The 14,523-nt window shown below is 69.6% G+C and carries 14 protein-coding genes and 1 pseudogene; 11 read left to right on the forward strand and 4 right to left on the reverse strand.

The window, feature by feature from the left end:
- Positions 1 to 36 precede the first annotated feature (36 nt).
- Genes EAD89_RS31315 through EAD89_RS03645 form a run of 5 tightly spaced genes read left to right on the forward strand, consistent with a single transcriptional unit; the run spans position 37 to position 5,664 of the window.
- Entirely contained in the window at positions 37 to 1,194 is a 1,158-nt protein-coding gene (locus EAD89_RS31315; protein ID WP_121674702.1) for an ABC transporter ATP-binding protein, read from the forward strand.
- A complete protein-coding gene (locus EAD89_RS03630; RefSeq protein ID WP_121674703.1) occupies positions 1,191 to 2,168 on the forward strand; it encodes an ABC transporter permease in 978 nt (325 codons plus the stop codon). Before EAD89_RS31315 ends, EAD89_RS03630 begins: the two co-directional genes overlap by 4 nt.
- A gap of 3 nt (positions 2,169 to 2,171) precedes the next feature.
- A complete protein-coding gene (locus EAD89_RS03635; protein WP_199733401.1) occupies positions 2,172 to 3,209 on the forward strand; it encodes an ABC transporter permease in 1,038 nt (345 codons plus the stop codon).
- Entirely contained in the window at positions 3,206 to 4,204 is a 999-nt protein-coding gene (locus tag EAD89_RS03640) for an ABC transporter ATP-binding protein (RefSeq protein WP_121674705.1), read from the forward strand. The genes EAD89_RS03635 and EAD89_RS03640 overlap by 4 nt, the downstream gene beginning before the upstream one ends.
- A gap of 47 nt (positions 4,205 to 4,251) precedes the next feature.
- Positions 4,252 to 5,664 (forward strand): GH1 family beta-glucosidase, encoded by a 1,413-nt coding sequence (locus EAD89_RS03645; RefSeq protein WP_121674706.1) that lies wholly within the window; start codon positions 4,252 to 4,254, stop codon positions 5,662 to 5,664.
- 97 nt (positions 5,665 to 5,761) lie between these two features.
- On the opposite strand, the gene EAD89_RS03650 is transcribed toward EAD89_RS03645, so the two are convergent.
- Positions 5,762 to 6,994, reverse strand: a complete 1,233-nt coding sequence (locus tag EAD89_RS03650) for an ROK family transcriptional regulator (RefSeq protein ID WP_233578154.1) — start codon at positions 6,992 to 6,994, stop codon at positions 5,762 to 5,764.
- Positions 6,995 to 7,330: 336 nt separating this feature from the next.
- On the opposite strand from EAD89_RS03650, the gene EAD89_RS03655 reads away from it, so the two are divergent.
- From EAD89_RS03655 to EAD89_RS03665, 3 genes are all read left to right on the forward strand, one after another.
- Positions 7,331 to 7,807, forward strand: a complete 477-nt coding sequence (locus EAD89_RS03655) for an HIT family protein (RefSeq protein ID WP_121674728.1) — start codon at positions 7,331 to 7,333, stop codon at positions 7,805 to 7,807.
- Positions 7,808 to 7,880: 73 nt separating this feature from the next.
- Positions 7,881 to 8,225, forward strand: coding sequence for a helix-turn-helix transcriptional regulator (locus EAD89_RS03660; protein WP_121674707.1), 345 nt, complete (start codon positions 7,881 to 7,883; stop codon positions 8,223 to 8,225).
- Positions 8,225 to 8,941, forward strand: coding sequence for a cation transporter (locus tag EAD89_RS03665; protein ID WP_121674729.1), 717 nt, complete (start codon positions 8,225 to 8,227; stop codon positions 8,939 to 8,941). The genes EAD89_RS03660 and EAD89_RS03665 overlap by 1 nt, the downstream gene beginning before the upstream one ends.
- Positions 8,942 to 9,202: 261 nt before the next feature.
- Here the strand turns inward: EAD89_RS03665 and EAD89_RS03670 are convergent, their stop codons facing one another.
- Entirely contained in the window at positions 9,203 to 9,652 is a 450-nt protein-coding gene (locus tag EAD89_RS03670) for a MerR family transcriptional regulator (RefSeq protein WP_199733402.1), read from the reverse strand.
- A 42-nt stretch (positions 9,653 to 9,694) separates the two neighbouring features.
- Between EAD89_RS03670 and EAD89_RS03675 the strand changes: the two genes are divergently transcribed.
- Entirely contained in the window at positions 9,695 to 10,420 is a 726-nt protein-coding gene (locus EAD89_RS03675) for a methyltransferase domain-containing protein (protein WP_121674708.1), read from the forward strand.
- Between the two features lie 284 nt (positions 10,421 to 10,704).
- Here EAD89_RS03675 and EAD89_RS03680 read toward each other — a convergent pair.
- Positions 10,705 to 11,277: pseudogene (locus EAD89_RS03680) on the reverse strand (DinB family protein); the annotation flags it as partial.
- 1,071 nt (positions 11,278 to 12,348) lie between these two features.
- Here EAD89_RS03680 and EAD89_RS30210 point away from each other — a divergent pair.
- Positions 12,349 to 12,702 carry a hypothetical protein gene (locus EAD89_RS30210; protein WP_147458748.1) on the forward strand — a complete coding sequence of 118 codons (354 nt, stop codon included), beginning with the start codon at positions 12,349 to 12,351 and terminating at the stop codon, positions 12,700 to 12,702.
- On the forward strand, positions 12,699 to 13,820 hold the full coding sequence (locus EAD89_RS03695) for a caspase family protein (RefSeq protein ID WP_121674712.1): 1,122 nt from the start codon (positions 12,699 to 12,701) through the stop codon (positions 13,818 to 13,820). Before EAD89_RS30210 ends, EAD89_RS03695 begins: the two co-directional genes overlap by 4 nt.
- Positions 13,821 to 14,064: 244 nt before the next feature.
- Here the strand turns inward: EAD89_RS03695 and EAD89_RS03700 are convergent, their stop codons facing one another.
- Positions 14,065 to 14,400 carry a hypothetical protein gene (locus tag EAD89_RS03700; RefSeq protein ID WP_147458749.1) on the reverse strand — a complete coding sequence of 112 codons (336 nt, stop codon included), beginning with the start codon at positions 14,398 to 14,400 and terminating at the stop codon, positions 14,065 to 14,067.
- Between the last annotated feature and the right edge of the window lie 123 nt (positions 14,401 to 14,523).

A 14,523-nucleotide genomic window follows, 5' to 3' on the forward strand; every position in this document is an offset into this window, starting at 1 on the left:
GGGGAGGCGCACCCCACGCTCAGACAGGAACTCGGCATGACGTTGAGCGAGAGCGCGGCGGCGCCGGCCGACGAGGTGGTGCTGGAGGCCGTCGGCCTGACCAAGCACTTCCCCGTCCGCAGGCGGCTGCGTAACCTCTTCTCCCGGACGCCGGCAGTCGTGCACGCCGTCGACGACGTATCGTTCGCGCTGCGTCGCGGCCGGGTGACCGCGCTGGTCGGGGAGTCCGGCTCCGGCAAGTCCACGGTGGCCCGGCTGCTGGCCCAGATCTACCCCCGCACCGCCGGCGACCTCCGCCTGCACGGCACGTCGACCCGGGTGCGCGGCGGTCGTCCGTTCCGGGCGTACGTGCGGCGGGTCCAGCTGATCCTGCAGGACCCGTTCGCGTCGTTGAACCCGGTGCACACCGTCCGCTACCACCTCACCCGGTCGCTGCGGATCCACGGCAACGCCGGGCGCGGCGCCGAGGAGCTGGACGCGGCCCTCGGCAAGCTGCTCACCCGGGTCAGCCTCACCCCGCCCGAGCGCTACCTGGACGCCTTCCCGCACGAGCTCTCCGGCGGCCAGCGGCAGCGCGTCGCCATCGCCCGGGCGCTCGGCGCCGACCCGGAGGTGCTCCTCGCCGACGAGCCGGTCTCCATGCTCGACGTCTCGATCCGCCTCGGCGTGCTCAACCTGCTCCAGGACCTCAAGGAGCGGCTCAACATCGCCATCCTCTACATCACGCACGACATCGCCTCGGCCCGCTACTTCGCCGACGAGACGATCGTGATGTACGCGGGCCGGATGGTCGAGGGCGGCGACAGCGAGACCGTCACCCAGAACCCGGCCCACCCGTACACCCGGCTGCTCACCGATTCGGCGCCGGACCCCGACCGCATCACCGGCGACGGCGTCGACACGGCCGCCGGGGAGGACCGCGGTCAGGGCGAGCCGCCGAGCCTGATCACCCCACCCGCCGGCTGCCGGTTCCACCCCCGGTGTCCGCACGCCATGCGGCGCTGCACGGCCGACCTGCCGCCACGGCTGACCATCGGCGACCGGCCCGGTCACTGGGCGGCCTGCTGGCTCTACGACCCGGCCACCGTCGCCGCGGACACTCCCGGCTCCGCCGCACCCGACGCCGATCCGGCCGTGCCACCGCCCCCGGCGGCGCTCGAGCGGGACGCCGCTACCCAGGGGGAGACACGATGAGATTCCTCCTGCAGCGCACGGCCTTCTACCTGTTCACCGCGTGGGCGGCCATCACGCTCAACTTCTTCATCCCGCGGCTGGTCCCGGGCGACCCGGTGCAGTCCCTCATCTCGCGCAACCAGGGCCGGATCAGCGCCGACGCCATCGAGTCGCTGCGCGTACTGTTCGGGCTGGACGCGAACGAGAACGTCTGGGAGCAGTACCTGCATTACTGGGGACAGCTCCTCCACGGTGACCTGGGGCTGTCGTTCACCTTCTTCCCGGCGCCGGTGTCGACGGTGATCGGCGACAGCCTGCCGTGGACGGTCGGCCTGGTCGGCATCACCACGATCATCAGCTTCCTCGTCGGCACCGCGCTCGGCGTCGGCGCCGGCTGGCGGCGCGGCTCCTGGGTCGACGGCCTGCTGCCGGCCACCACGTTCCTGTCCTCGATCCCGTACTTCTGGCTGGGCCTCGTCGCCATCGCCGTGTTCGCCGGCCCGGGAAGCTTCTTCCCGTCCTCCGGCGGCTACGAGGCGGGCCTGGTGCCGGCGTTCGACGGGTACTTCATCCCGAGCGCGATCCAGCACAGCATCCTGCCCGCCGCCACCATCCTGGTCTCCTCGATGAGCGGGTGGATCCTCAGCATGCGCAACATGATGGTCACCGTCTCCTCGGAGGACTACATCACGGTCGCCCACGCGAAGGGGTTGTCCGAGCGCCGGGTCGCCCTCAGCTACGCGGCCCGCAACGCGCTGCTGCCCAACGTCTCGGGCTTCGCCCTGTCGCTCGGGTTCATCGTCGGCGGCACGCTGCTGGTCGAGATCGTCTTCTCCTACCCCGGGCTCGGCTACCAGCTCTTCCAGGCCGTTGGCGCCAAGGACTACCCGCTGATGCAGGGCATCTTCCTGATCATCACGATCTCCGTGCTGGTGGCGAACCTGCTCGCCGACGTCGCGTACCTGCTTCTCGATCCGCGGACCCGAAAGAGCTGAGCGATGACAATCTCACCGTCAAGCATCGAACAGGTCATCCCTGGTCAGGGGGCGATGACTCAGCCGTCGGCCGCGCCGGGCCGGGCCAAGCGGCGCCGGTTCCGGTTCGTCGCCAACGCCAAGGCCACCACGGGGCTGGTCATCCTCGGCATCTACTGCCTCTTCGCGGTGATCGGGCCGTGGGTGGCGCCGTACGACCCGGACGCGCGCAGCGGCGACGTGCTCCAGGCGCCGTCGCTGCGGCACTGGTTCGGCACCACCCACCTCGGTCAGGACATCTTCAGCCAGATCCTGGTCGGCGCGCGCAGCGTCATGGTGGTGGGACTGGTGGCCGGCGTGCTGGCGACGATCCTGTCCATCCTCATCGGGGTGACCGCCGGCTACATCGGCGGCGCGGCCGACGAGGGCCTGTCGGCCCTGTCCAACGTGTTCCTGGTCATCCCCGCGCTGCCGCTGATCATCATCGTGACGTCGATCGTCGAGCAGGCCAGCGACACGCTGGTCGCGCTCATCATCGGCTGCACCTCGTGGGCGTGGGGCGCCCGGGTGCTGCGCGCCCAGACATTGTCCCTGCGGCGCCGCGACTACGTCGAGGCGGCCCGGGCCACCGGCGAGCGGCCGTGGCGCATCATCCTGTTCGAGATCCTGCCGAACCTCACCGCGATCATCGCGTCCGGCTTCGTCGGCACCGTCATCTTCGCCGTCATGTCGGAGATCACCCTGGCCTTCATCGGCATCTCGTCGATCTCGTCCTGGAACTGGGGCACCATCCTGTTCTGGGCCCAGGGCCAGCAGGCCCTCGCGCAGGGCGCCTGGTGGTGGTTCGTTCCCGCCGGGCTGGCCATCGCGCTGCTCGGCACCGCCCTCGCCCTGATCAACTTCGGCATCGACGAGTTCGTCAGCCCCCGGCTGCGCAGCGCCGGCAGGACCCGGATCCGCACCGCCGACGGCCGCAGCGTGCGGATGCGGGTCGGCTTCACCCCCGTGCTGGCCCCTACCCCGCGTACGGTGCCGGTCCCCCGAGAGGAGGTCGCACCATGACTGATCCGGTACTGGAGATCCGTGGACTGCGGGTCGACTACGGGCTCGGCGACGCGGCGGTGCACGCCGTCCGCGACGTCGACCTGACCCTGCACCGTGGCGAGGTGCTGGGGCTGGCCGGGGAGAGTGGCAGCGGCAAGTCCACCCTGGCGTACGGGCTGACCCGGCTGCTGCCGCCGCCCGGCGTGGTCAGCGGCGGCCAGGTGATCTACCACCCGGCCGACGGGCCGCCGGTCGACGTGTTGACCCTCAGCCCGGCGCAGCTGCGGAAGTTCCGCTGGGCGGAGACCTCGATCGTGTTCCAGGGTGCGATGAACTCGCTGAACCCGGTGCACAAGGTCTCCACCCAACTGCTCGACGTGATCAAGGCGCACGAGCCGCAGAGCACGGCGGCGGGTCGGCTGGCCCGGGCCCGGGACCTGCTCCGCCTGGTCGGCATCGCCGCCGACCGGCTGGACAGCTACCCGCATCAGCTCTCCGGCGGGATGCGGCAGCGGGTCATGATCGCCATGGCGCTGGCGCTGGAGCCACAGGTGGTCATCATGGACGAGCCGACCACCGCGCTGGACGTGGTGATGCAGCGGCAGATCCTCGGCCAGCTCGCCGAGCTGCGGGAGCGGCTGGACTTCGCGGTGCTGTTCATCACCCACGACCTGTCGCTGCTGGTCGAGTTCTCCGACCGGATCGCCATCATGTACGGCGGCCGGATCGTCGAGGAGGCGCCCGCCGCTCAGCTGTACGGGCGGGCCCTGCACCCGTACACCGAGGGGTTGCTGCACTCCTTCCCGGCGCTGCGCGGTCCGCGCCGCGAGCTGACCGGCATTCCCGGCTCACCGCCGGACCTGCGGGCCATGCCGGAGGGCTGCGCGTTCCACCCGCGCTGTCCGAAAGCGTTCGACCCGTGCGACAAGAAGGTGCCGGCACTGGGTGCCGCCGAACCGGGCCGGGACGTCGCCTGCTGGCTGCACCCGGTCGCCGCCGGGGGCCCCCGCTGACCCCCGCTCCCCGTCCGACCGAACCACCCGCAACCGCGAGGAGAACCATGGACACCGACCTCACCCGCCCGACCACCACCGGGCAGGCCGACCCGATCGACACCCTCCCGCCGACCTTTCGGTGGGGGGTGGCGACCTCGTCGTACCAGATCGAGGGTGCGGTGGCCGAGGACGGCCGGACGCCGTCGATCTGGGACACCTTCTGCCGGGTCCCCGGGGCGGTGGCCAACGGCGACCACGGCGACGTGGCCTGCGACCACTACCACCGGATGCCGCAGGACGTCGCGCTCATCGCCGACCTGGGCCTGGACACCTACCGCTTCTCGGTGGCCTGGCCACGGGTGCAGCCGGGCGGGCGCGGGCCGGCCAACCCGGCCGGCCTGGCCTTCTACGACCGCCTGGTGGACGAGCTGCTGGGCCGCGGGGTCGACCCGTGGGTGACGCTCTACCACTGGGACCTGCCGCAGGAGCTGGAGGACGCGGGCGGCTGGCCGAACCGGGACACCGCCTACCGGTTCGCCGACTACGCGGAGCTGGTCTTCGGCGCCCTCGGCGACCGGGTGAAGACCTGGACCACGCTGAACGAGCCGTGGTGCTCGGCGATGCTCGGGTACGCGTACGGCAACCACGCCCCGGGCCGGCGGAACCTGGGCGACGGGATCGCCGCGGCGCACCACCTGCTGCTCGGGCACGGGCTGGCGGTGCAGCGGCTGCGTGCGGCGGCGGCCACCCCGATCGAGCTCGGCCTGACCGTCAACCTGTCCACCGCCGACCCGGCCACCGACAGCGCGGCCGACCGGGACGCCGCCCGGGCCGCCGACGGGCTGGGCAACCGGCTCTACCTCGATCCGGTGTTCCGTGGCTCCTACCCGGAGGACGTGGTGGCCGACCTGGCCGCCGAGGGGGTCCGCATCCCGGTGCAGGAGGGCGACCTGGAGGTCATCTCGGCCCCCATCGACGTGCTCGGCGTGAACTTCTACTTCGGGCAGGTCCACTCCGGGGTGGACGAGCAGGGCCGGGACCGGGACGAGCACGGCAAGCCGGTGCGCCGGGTGATCCGCCGGGACCTGCCGCGCACCGCGATGGACTGGGAGATCGTGCCGGAGTCCTTCACCGAGCTGCTGGTCCGGCTGCACCGGGACTACCCGGGCGTACCGCTGGTGATCACCGAGAACGGGGCGGCCTTCGACGACAAGCCGGACGCCGACGGGTTCGTGGCCGATGACGACCGGGTGGCGTACCTGACCGAGCACCTGCGGGCGGTGGCCCGGGCCCGGCAGGCCGGCGCGGACGTGCGCGGCTACTTCGCCTGGTCGCTGCTGGACAACTTCGAGTGGGCGTACGGCTACGACAAGCGGTTCGGCATCGTCCGGGTGGACTACGACACCCAGCGGCGTACGCCGAAGCGCAGCGCGCAGTGGTACCGCGACACCGTCCGGCGGGTGCGCGGGGAGCGCTGACCCGGCCGCTCGGGGCGGCCGCTCGGGATCTCCCGGGCGGCCGCACTGGAAGCCGGGGCCGGGTCGGCGGCGGCACTCCCGCCGCCGGCCCGGTGGCTCAGCGGGCCCGCGACCGGGGCCGCCGCGCCAGCCGCGCCGGCGCCAAGGTCACCCGGGCGGCCGGCTCGCGCGGCACGCCGCCGTCGCGCAGCAGCCGGGCCATGGGCAGGGTGGCCGCGCCCATCGCGACCGCGTCCGGTCCGAGCCGGCACAGCTCGATCGAGGTCTGGGCGTACGGCTGGCGCAGCGCGTGCCGCGCGGTGACCTCGCGAATCTGCGGCAGGTAGCGCTCGCCCAGGGCCAGGCCGGCCCAGCCGCCCAGAACCACCCGCTCGGGGTTGAACAGGTTCACCAGGTTCGCCACCCCGGCGCCGAGGTAGCCGACCGTCTCGTCGAGCACCTTGGCGGCGGTGCGGCTGGTGGCGCGCAGCAGTTCGCCGAAGGCGGTCTCCTCGTCGCCGCCGGCCGCCGGGCGACCGCGGTTGGCCTGGCGGAACCGGTCGAGCACCCCTTCCGCCCCGACGTACGCCTCGAGGCAGCCGAGGTTGCCGCAGCGGCAGCGGCGGCCCCCGTACACGATGGTGGTGTGCCCCCACTCGCCGGCGCTGCTGTGCGCGCCGCGGTAGCCCACGCCGTTGGCCATCACGCAGGCCCCGACGCCGGAGCCGACCAGGGCAACGACCGCGTGCCGGACGTCGCGGCCTGCACCGAACCACATCTCGGCCTGGCCGAGGGTCTTCGCGCCGTTGTCGATGTGCACCGGGATGTCGGTGCCGGCGCGCAGCATGGCGCCGAGTGGCACGCCGTCCCAGCCGAGGGTCTGCGCGTGCACCACGGCGTCGGCGGCGCGCTCGACGGTGCCGGAGACGGCGACGCCGAAGCCGAGCACCGCCGCCGGGTCGATGCCGGCCTGCTCGATCACCGCGGTGAGACCGTGCAGCAGGTGGTCGGTGACCTGCCGGGGGTCGGGCTCGGCGGCGGCGATCGGGTACTCCGCCTTGGCGAGGGCCGTCATCGCCAGGTCGAAGAGTTCGACCTGCACCCGCGTCTCGCCGACGTCGGCTCCGACCAGGTAGCCGTAGCCGGGGGCGACCCGCAGCAGCACCCGCGGGCGGCCGCCGTCGGACTCGACCAAGCCGGCCTCCTCGACCAGGCCCTCGGCGATCATCTCGCCGACCAGGTTGCTCACGCTGGCCAGGCTCAGTGCGGTGGACTGCCCCAGCTCGTGGCGGCTCAGCGGGCCGTCCAGCCAGATCCGGGTGAGCAGGACCGACCGGTTGGCACGACGCATGTCGCGCACGGTGGTGCGTCTGGCGTCCACGTCCGCCGCCATCCTCTCCCGGCCGCCCCGGCGGCCTGCTTCACGCCGTGAACCAAGTGCTGACACATTACTGCGAATTCACATTTAACAGAGTTAACTGTCACGTCCGGCGCTTTGATCAGGAGGTATGGCATGCGACGTGGACGTGGGTTGCCCGCCGCGCTCGGCGGCGTCGCGCGGCTCGCCGCACCGGCTCGCCGCCCTCAGACGGCCCTGTTGGCCTGCTCCGCGCCGGCCTAGGGCCAGGTCGCGTTTCAGAAGTCGTCGAGCTCTTGCATCGACCCGCTGTTGTCTAATGTGCCGACCGTGAACTGTTGGGTGTGTGACAACAATGACCGGTTTGACGCGCTGCCGGAGTGGGAGCGGATCGCTGCAGATGAGTACTGGCGGGTGGCGCATGCGATCGACACCGCACTGCCCGGATGGTTGGTTCTCATCCCGCGCAGGCATGTCACGTCCATCGCCGACTTGACCGACGCCGAAGCTGCTGACCTCGGCGCCTGGCAGGTGCGCCTGTCTCGTGCGTTGGGGACGGTGACTGGGTGCATGAAGACCTACGTGGTGCAGTTCGCTGAGAAGGAAGGCGTCAGCCACGTCCACTTCCATGTCGTCCCGCGGATGGCCGATCTTCCTGACGATCGGCGTGGCGGTGGGGTGTTCGGGTACCTGGATCCCTCACGCGAACTGCGCGTGGGCGATGAGCACAAGAGCGAACTCACGCTGGCGTTACGGGCTCATCTCCAGGCGGTGGGTACGGAGCCTCACCTCGACGACGTACCTTGACGCCGGACCAGCGCACTCGCCCCGCCAAGGCTTGCGGGCAAAATAGTTCAGTGTCGCGTTTATTCACCTTTGGATGTACCGTCAGGTGGTGAAGACGCTGACGCACGGACAGGTCCTGGCCCGCTTCGGTCATGCACTGTCCGACCCGGTCCGGGCCCGGCTTCTGCTCGCGCTGCGCGACGGCCCCGGCTATCCGGCCGACCTGGCGGACCTGCTGGGCACGAGTCGGCAGAACCTGTCCAACCACCTGGCGTGCTTGCGTGGCTGCGGCCTGGTCGTCGCCGTGCCGGAGGGCCGCCGCAGCCGCTACGAACTCGCCGACGCCCGGCTCGCGCACGCCCTCGGAGACCTCCTCGGCCTGGTCCTGGCTGTCGATCCGGCCGCCTGCCCGGCCGCCGAGTCCGAGGAGTGCTGCTGATGAGCGGGCCACTGCCGCTCGTGTCGCTTGGCCCGTCACCGGCCCGACGGTCGATCCTGATCCGGCGGGTGCGCCTGTTCGTCGCCGCGACGATCACCTACAACATCGTCGAGGCAATCGTCGCGATCACCGCCGGGACGATGGCCTCCTCGACCGCGCTGATCGGCTTCGGGCTCGACTCCGTCATCGAGGTGGCCTCCGCCGCCGCGGTCGCCTGGCAGTTCGCCGGCCCCGACCACGAACGACGCGAACGCGCCGCGCTACGCATCATCGCGCTGTCGTTCTTCGCTCTTGCCGCCTACGTGTCCGTCGAATCGGTGCGCGCCCTGGTCGGCGCCGACCGCGCAGAGCACTCCACGATCGGCCTCGTCCTGGCTGCGGTGTCCCTGGCGGTCATGCCGGTGCTGTCGGCCGCGCAGCGCCGCGCGGGACGGGAACTCGGCTCAGCCTCAGCGGTCGCCGATTCCAAACAGACCCTGCTGTGCACCTACCTCTCCGCGGTGCTGCTGGTCGGACTGGCGGTCAATTCCCTCTTCGGCTGGTGGTGGGCCGACCCGGCCGCCGCCCTCATCATCGCCGCAGTCGCAGTCAAGGAGGGTCGCGAAGCCTGGCGCGGCGACACCTGCTGCGCCCCCGGCGCCGCCCTGCGCTCCCCCGCCGCAGACAGCGACGGTAACGCCTGCGCCGACGGGTGCTGCACGACCGACAACGATTGAGCCAATGGCGGGTGGTCGTCGACGCGTTGCAGACTCCGCCCGCGACCGCCTGACGGTGGGACGTCGTACAGGTTCTTGTCGTTGATACCCGGGCCTCCCCGACAGCCGTCGCCACCCACACCTGTGGGTGCCGACCGGGTTGTTCCTGCTGCCGTCGGCGAGTAGCCGTACCAGCTGGGCCCAACGCTCGATCAGTGGAGCGTCGAGCACCGGCTTCTCCGCCAGCTCGGACTGAATTCCAGCGCTACGGCTAGATGGGCGTCACACGGGCGCGTCGAGGCCGATGCGTTCGGCCACCATCGCCTGGAAGTGCGGGCACCGGGTGATGTCCTCGTGATCGCACGCGAGTGCGCAGTCGATCAGTTCCAGCGATGCCTGGGCCTGCGCGATCCGCTTGGCCAGCTCGGCTCGGTGCCGCCGCAAGGTAGCTGTGCGCTGCGTCGGGCCCTGCGCGACGAACATCTGCCGGATGTCGTCCAGGGCGAACCCGGCCTCCTTCGCGCGCAGGATGACCGCGATCTGGTAGAGGTGATCCGCGCCGTAGCGGCGACGGCCGGCCACCGCCCGCGACGGTGACAACAACCCTACGGACTCCCAGTGCCGCAACACATGCGGGGCGAGACCGAATCGGCGAGCGATCTCGCCGATGCTCATCGAGCCAGGATTGACGGTTGACTTCATGTCGACATTAAGTAGCAGCGTGATGCGCATGTCACGACCCCTGATCCCACCCGGCGGACCGACAGCGCATCGATGATCCGGCTACTCGATGTCGCCGACGCGCTGCCTGGTGCCGCCGCGCTGCGTGCACGCACCTTCGACCTGCTCGCGCTGCCAGCAGACGCTGCTGTCGTCGATGTCGGCTGCGGTACTGGCCGTGCGGTTGCCGAACTCGGCGAACGAGGCACGCGACCAATAGGTGTGGATTTCAGCGAAGAGATGATCGCCTTGGCCCGGCGGCGCTGGCCCGATGTCGACTTCCGCGTCGGCGACGCGTGCGCGCTGCCCGTGCCAGACGCCGCTGTGGCCGGATACCGGGCGGACAAGGTCTTCCACAACCTGGCCGACCCGGCCCGCGCGCTCGCCGAGGCACGGCGGGTCCTCACGCCAGGCGGCCGCATCGTCCTGGCGGGACAGGACTGGGACACCTTCGTCATTGACGCGGATGACCCGGCGCTGACCCGCACGATCGTCCATGCCCGCGCCGACCTGGTCACGAACCCACGGGCAGCTCGCCGCTACCGCAACCTGCTGCTGGAGGTTGGCTTTGCCGATCCCACGGTTGAGGTGCACACCGGTGTGTTCACAGACGCGATGATGCTGCCGCTGCTCAGCGGGCTTGCCGACGCCGCGCACGCGACCGGAGCGATCACCCGCGAGCAGCACGGGGCGTGGACCGCCGATCAGGTTCGACGAGCGCAAGAGGGCAGACTGTTCCTCGCGATCCCGCTGTTCATCGCCTCAGCACGCCGCCGCTGAGGCACGCCGTTTCGTGGATCAGCCAGGACTTCCCGGGCTGGAGGCGGTACGCCTCGTCGACGTCAACAACACGTCGTGGTAATTCGTCGACAAGGTCCCGGTCTTCACGGCTGACAGGTCGCGCCTTGAGGCACGCCTGCCTGCACCTGTGTCCTACCAGGACAGATGCCTGATCAGTCGCTCGCCTTCCCGCTGATCATTCCACGCATTTTCCGGATCTTGGCCGTCTCGTCCAGTCCTCTCGGAGCTGGTGCACCATGCGTTTCGGACCGGCCGGCATGATGCGAGCCGCCCGCCCCTTCCTGCGCAGCCTGCTCGATCTTCGCCCGGTACGCCTCGCGGGCCGCCGTGTCGATCTGCTCCTCGTACTCAGACCTCAACCCGGTGCGGCCATCGAGTTGCTCACGCAGGATGTCCGCGTGTCCGGCATGCCGCGTCGTCTCCTGAAGGACGTGGATCATGATGGCGAACAGCTTGACGTCCGGCCGCGACCACCACGGCACGTGGCCGGGCGCGTCGAGGGGAAGCGCGTGAATCGTCGCGTCCGCATGCGCCCAGGCACGCTGATAGAAGTCGATGATCTGTTCGCGGGTTTCGCCCGGGGTCACCCACAGGTCGCTGCCGTCCGCGTCCTGCCATCGCCCCAGCGCATCCGGGGACGGGCGGCCGAAGACCTCACCGAAATACCAGGCCTCCAACGTCGCCATGTGCTTCACCAGGCCGAGGAGGTTGGTCCCCGTCGCTGTCAGGGGACGTCGGATGTCGTACTCGGACAGGCCGTCGAGCTTCCAAACCAGTGCCTCCCGGATCCCCTTGAGCCGGCCATGCAGGCAGTCCTTCGCGAAATCATCGATCATGGGACACGAGCCTGCCATCCGACAGCGAGCGGAACACTTCAGGGACCTCATGATTGATCTACTGCGCCGGGTGCCAGCGCCGGATGCAGGGCCAGTACAACCACGGCGCCGCCTACCACCGCTGCCGTTTCCCAGGGGTACGTCCTCGCCAACGAGGTCGAACACCTCCGGCAACGTCTACCTGCGCGAGGACGGTCTCACCGACCCGCTCGACCAGTGGCTGGCATCCGCGTTCACCCCGAACTACCTCGAACAAACGATCACCACCATGGCCGACGGCCCGCCCGTGGATCAACTCACGCCAGTTACGGCCGCAGCCCGGGCGTCCAGCACGGCCAGTGACACGAAGCTCGCGCGGTATCGGGCTCCCCTTGACGTCGGCGCAGATCCCGCACTAATCACCGGCTGGATGAGACCCGGCCGAACGAGCACAAGCCGAAGCCGATTTTCAACCGACCCAGCAGACGGAGCCACGCCGGATGAGCCACTTCTAGATCGCCGACTTGGTCCGAGCGCTCGGCGACATCGCCACCGTGCTGCGCAACACCGATCCCGACGACAAAGCCGAGGTCTACCGGCAGCTAGGCCTCCGGCTGACCTACCAGACAGAAACGCAAACGGTGCGCGCTGTAGTGGATCTCAGCGCGCACCGTGGAATTTTGGTTTGTGTCCGAGGGGGGACCTCAACCACGAAACCATGATCGTCGTTCGTGAGGAACTACAACTAATTCCCAAATGACGGCAGCCGCCGGTTGCTTGTGCCCGCTCTTTGCGCGACGGCGGGGCACGACAACGACCGGGGTCGAGCCGCTGCCCCTTGGCCGGCGCCTCCTCCGACTCGCCGTCGCGCCCGGCTCACCGTCGCCATCGCCGCTGGACACCGCCGCGGTCCAGCTGCGGCGGCTCGGCGGCAGCTCAGATGGGGGACTCGCCAACTCCGTCGGGCACTGCATGACGGCGGTGACCGTGCCCTGTTGGGTTTGAGGTTCACTCACAACGGCGTCGGGTCGGTCGCCTATTCGACACTGTCGTTGCATGGCGTTTCTGTAGCGGATGAAGGATCCTCCTTAGGTGCTCACGAGCATCGCAATCATTGATGGAGCAGGTGACCAACTGGCGTCGCTTTACTCCTGGATCCAACGTGACGACGAGTTGCGTGGCCGGATCAGGTCGGGCGCAGCGGAGCTGAAAACTGGCGACATGGGCGGCGTCACCGAGACGTTGACCGTGGCGCTCGGCAGTGGCGGAGCGGTAGCCGCGCTCGGCGGCACGCTAAACGCCTGGCTGTCGGCCCGTCGCACCAAAATCAGTATCGAAATCACCAACGGTGACAGCACCCGACGCGTCGAGATCGACTCGGCGAACGCAGGCACCGCCGCCCAGCTGCTGCGAGAGGCGTACGAAGCAACCGGCGAAAACTCATGACCGCGCGTTTGCCGGAACCGCGGCTCTCCAACGCCCTGCTCATCGGAACGGGGCACTTCACGAGCGACGCGATCAGCGACCTGCCCTCCGTGGCCAATAACCTCTCCGCACTAGCGGAAGCGCTCACCAACTCGACCGCCGTTGTGGTAGATCCCGCCCGATGCCGCCAGCTGATCAACCCGCGAGCCCAGCACGAGGTCGGCGCCGCGCTCGACGAGACCGTCAACGCTGCTGACGACACCGTGATCGTCTACTACGCAGGACACGGGTTCCTCACTCCTCGCGGCGTACTGCACCTCGCCGTGACCGACACCGATCCCGACCGCGTCGCCTATACCGCCGTTCCCGTTGAGTGGCTACGCATGGCCCTAGCCGAAAGTCCGGCAAAGAACCGGATCTTGATCCTCGACTGCTGCTATTCCGGGCATGCGACGGCGGCGATGGGCTCCGTCTCGTCAGCAGTCACCGCTGCGATCGACATCAGCGGTACCTACACCCTCACCTCCGCACCGGCCTACTCAACATCCGTCGCACCACCCGGTGAACGATTCACCGCCTTCACGGGCGAACTGCTCAGGGTTCTTCACGACGGCATCCCCGGCGCTGGTGACCTGCTCTCACTACGCGACATCTATACCGCCCTGGTCCGTGGCCTGCGCGCCCGCGGCATGCCGCGCCCACAGCATCTCGGCACCGGCCTCGTCGACCACATCGCACTTGGCCCCAACGCAGCCGGCAAGCCGGCGAAAGCCTCCATACGCACGGTGCCACCCGCCACCGAGAAACCGGAAAGCATGCCGCCCGCGCAGACCGATGAACTCGAGAAGAAGTTCCACCAGGCGCTCGTCAACGGCTACCGCAGCATGAAGCGCGAGATCAACTACAACGCGACCATCTACATCCGCATGATCTCCACGCTCGGCGGGCTCGGCGCGGCCCGGCAACTCCTGCACGCGTCCTCGGTCTCCAGCGGATTTACCACCCTCTGGGAGAAGGGCCGCCTCGACCTCACCGTCGAGGCATTTGTCATGCGCGAACCTTGGTCGGCACTCTTCACCGACGAGGAACTACAGATCGCCCGCGACCGACTCGCCGAGTACGGCTACCGCCTGAGCTAGGCCGTGTCTCATGTCCCACGGCTCCTCCCAGGGCTGCTGGAAGCAGTCGTGATCAAAGTGCACAAGGAGGCCGGCCTCGCACTCCGGACAGACGGACAGGCTGCTCCAGCGGTAGGTGGCCTGATGCCAGGGCTACCGAGCGGCACACCCCAGCTAGGCCGACTGTGAGGGCGACCGCAGCTTGCGGTCATTGCCCGGATGTTGGGCGTTGCCTCTCGGCCCGAAGCCGTCGCCCTGGTCGCCTTCACCGCGTGGCGCGCCTGCGAAAGTCCAGGGCGACGGCAATCAGCAGCGGGCCCCAGGCGAGCAGTGGAACGTCGTACCGCCAGGTGTCCCAGCCCGGTCGATCGTGCACGACTGCGTCCTGCACCGCGGCCGGACTCCAACCCCCATCAACGAAGTGGAACGCCTGGTTCAGGAAGAAGTAGGCGCTGATGGCCACGAGCAGCAGGCTGCCAGTGATCGTCAGCCGTGTCACCGCGCGAGGCGGAATTGGTCTGCCGCCGAGCCAGCGAGGAAGACGCTGGCCCCACTGGTAAACGAGCCCGAGTGTCAGGATGGCGAGGGCCATCGACAGCACAGATAGGAAGGTCAGATACCGGCCCACTGTGCTGCCCGTAGCTGCGGTCACCCGCCAGATGGCCGACGGCAGAACGCAAAGCGGCACGGCTTAGACAGCGGCAACCGCCCAGCGGGACGGGCG

Origin of the sequence: Micromonospora sp. BL4 (assembly GCF_003667505.1) — a bacterium.
Lineage (GTDB): Bacteria > Actinomycetota > Actinomycetes > Mycobacteriales > Micromonosporaceae > Micromonospora.

Coding starts and splice junctions, on each gene's coding strand:
- EAD89_RS31315 (WP_121674702.1), top strand. CDS start 37: ATGACGTTGAGCGAGAGCGCGGCGGCGCCGGCCGACGAGGTGGTGCTG.
- EAD89_RS03630 (WP_121674703.1), top strand. CDS start 1,191: ATGAGATTCCTCCTGCAGCGCACGGCCTTCTACCTGTTCACCGCGTGG.
- EAD89_RS03635 (WP_199733401.1), top strand. CDS start 2,172: ATGACAATCTCACCGTCAAGCATCGAACAGGTCATCCCTGGTCAGGGG.
- EAD89_RS03640 (WP_121674705.1), top strand. CDS start 3,206: ATGACTGATCCGGTACTGGAGATCCGTGGACTGCGGGTCGACTACGGG.
- EAD89_RS03645 (WP_121674706.1), top strand. CDS start 4,252: ATGGACACCGACCTCACCCGCCCGACCACCACCGGGCAGGCCGACCCG.
- EAD89_RS03650 (WP_233578154.1), bottom strand. CDS start 6,994: ATGCGTCGTGCCAACCGGTCGGTCCTGCTCACCCGGATCTGGCTGGAC.
- EAD89_RS03660 (WP_121674707.1), top strand. CDS start 7,881: ATGTACCGTCAGGTGGTGAAGACGCTGACGCACGGACAGGTCCTGGCC.
- EAD89_RS03665 (WP_121674729.1), top strand. CDS start 8,225: ATGAGCGGGCCACTGCCGCTCGTGTCGCTTGGCCCGTCACCGGCCCGA.
- EAD89_RS03670 (WP_199733402.1), bottom strand. CDS start 9,652: ATGCGCATCACGCTGCTACTTAATGTCGACATGAAGTCAACCGTCAAT.
- EAD89_RS03675 (WP_121674708.1), top strand. CDS start 9,695: ATGATCCGGCTACTCGATGTCGCCGACGCGCTGCCTGGTGCCGCCGCG.
- EAD89_RS03695 (WP_121674712.1), top strand. CDS start 12,699: ATGACCGCGCGTTTGCCGGAACCGCGGCTCTCCAACGCCCTGCTCATC.